This window comes from Caballeronia sp. BR00000012568055, assembly GCF_029439455.1.
GTDB lineage: Bacteria > Pseudomonadota > Gammaproteobacteria > Burkholderiales > Burkholderiaceae > Caballeronia.
Genome location: NZ_JAQFVG010000169.1, coordinates 1 through 1,011, shown reverse-complemented (window position 1 = coordinate 1,011; position 1,011 = coordinate 1). Strand labels below are relative to the sequence as shown.

General features: G+C 66.0%; 1 pseudogene. It reads left to right on the top strand.

Annotated features, from left to right (window positions below):
- Positions 1 to 237 (top strand): annotated as a pseudogene (locus P7F28_RS09400) (Replication protein O); the annotation flags it as partial.
- Between the last annotated feature and the right edge of the window lie 774 nt (positions 238 to 1,011).

The window sequence follows — 1,011 nt, the reverse complement described above, 5'->3', positions numbered from 1 at the left end:
GGCCGCCAGGCCGCCGGATGGATGCCGTCGTTTGCAACGGCGCTCGCGTCCGGGCAACTCCGTCCCGCCACCGCGCTTGACCTCGAACGCTTCGCTCACGCGCAACGGGAAGCGTTGGGCAAATCCCAGCCTTGTGCGGCACCGCTGACGCACGCGAAGCCTCCGGTGACGGGTGCGGTGCGGGACCACATCGCCGGCCTGCGTCAACTCCTGAAAGTGCGAGGAGCGGGCGCGTGACGTGGCGCATGGGACAGTCGTCTGAGCGTCCGCATGAATTGCCCCGGCGTCGCGCGACATCAACGAACGCAGGGACGAGCACGACACGTGGACCAGCCCGACTCGGCTGCCCCATCGTGTGCACAAAACTCCGCAAATTGCACACCTGGACAGGTGAAACGGGCGCGCCAAAACCCGCTCTCAAGACGGCGATCAAGGCGCCCGGACGGAACGATCTGAGCGAGACGACGATGTGAGCCGAACGGGGCGTGAACATCGAGCGCACGCGGAACGGATACGAAGCAAGCCGCCGGCGCGGGAGCGCCAGCTCGCGCGGCGAACGACGCCAAGGACCAGAAGCGTGCTCATCGACGACCGCCGAGCGAGTACGCATGCTGGCCTCAAGACGTCCGCCGTCCCCGCGCCGATCATTCGTGCCGCGCACCCATACGCTAGAGCGGCAGGCAGACGATGAACTGCCTGGCGTCACACGAGTGAAATGCCGGGGCGAACCCGAAGAGTTTCCCCGTCCTGGCCAGAGCGACTACGAATTCTGCGCACCGTTCACTCGTAGAGCGCCAACGTGTGGACGACCTCTGCAGCCGTCCCAGACGACCCAACAGCGCTCCAAAGTGCCTCATAAGAAGCCACGCTGTCGCAGAACCAGTACGGCGCTTAGCGGCAACTTTGGCGTGCAACATCGCCTGCCGCGCGTGCGGAGAATCCGCGCGTTCAGACGAAGCGTGGCAGCGCCGGTTCGGCGTTCTGGGAGCTTTGCCGGCCGGAACTGGGGAT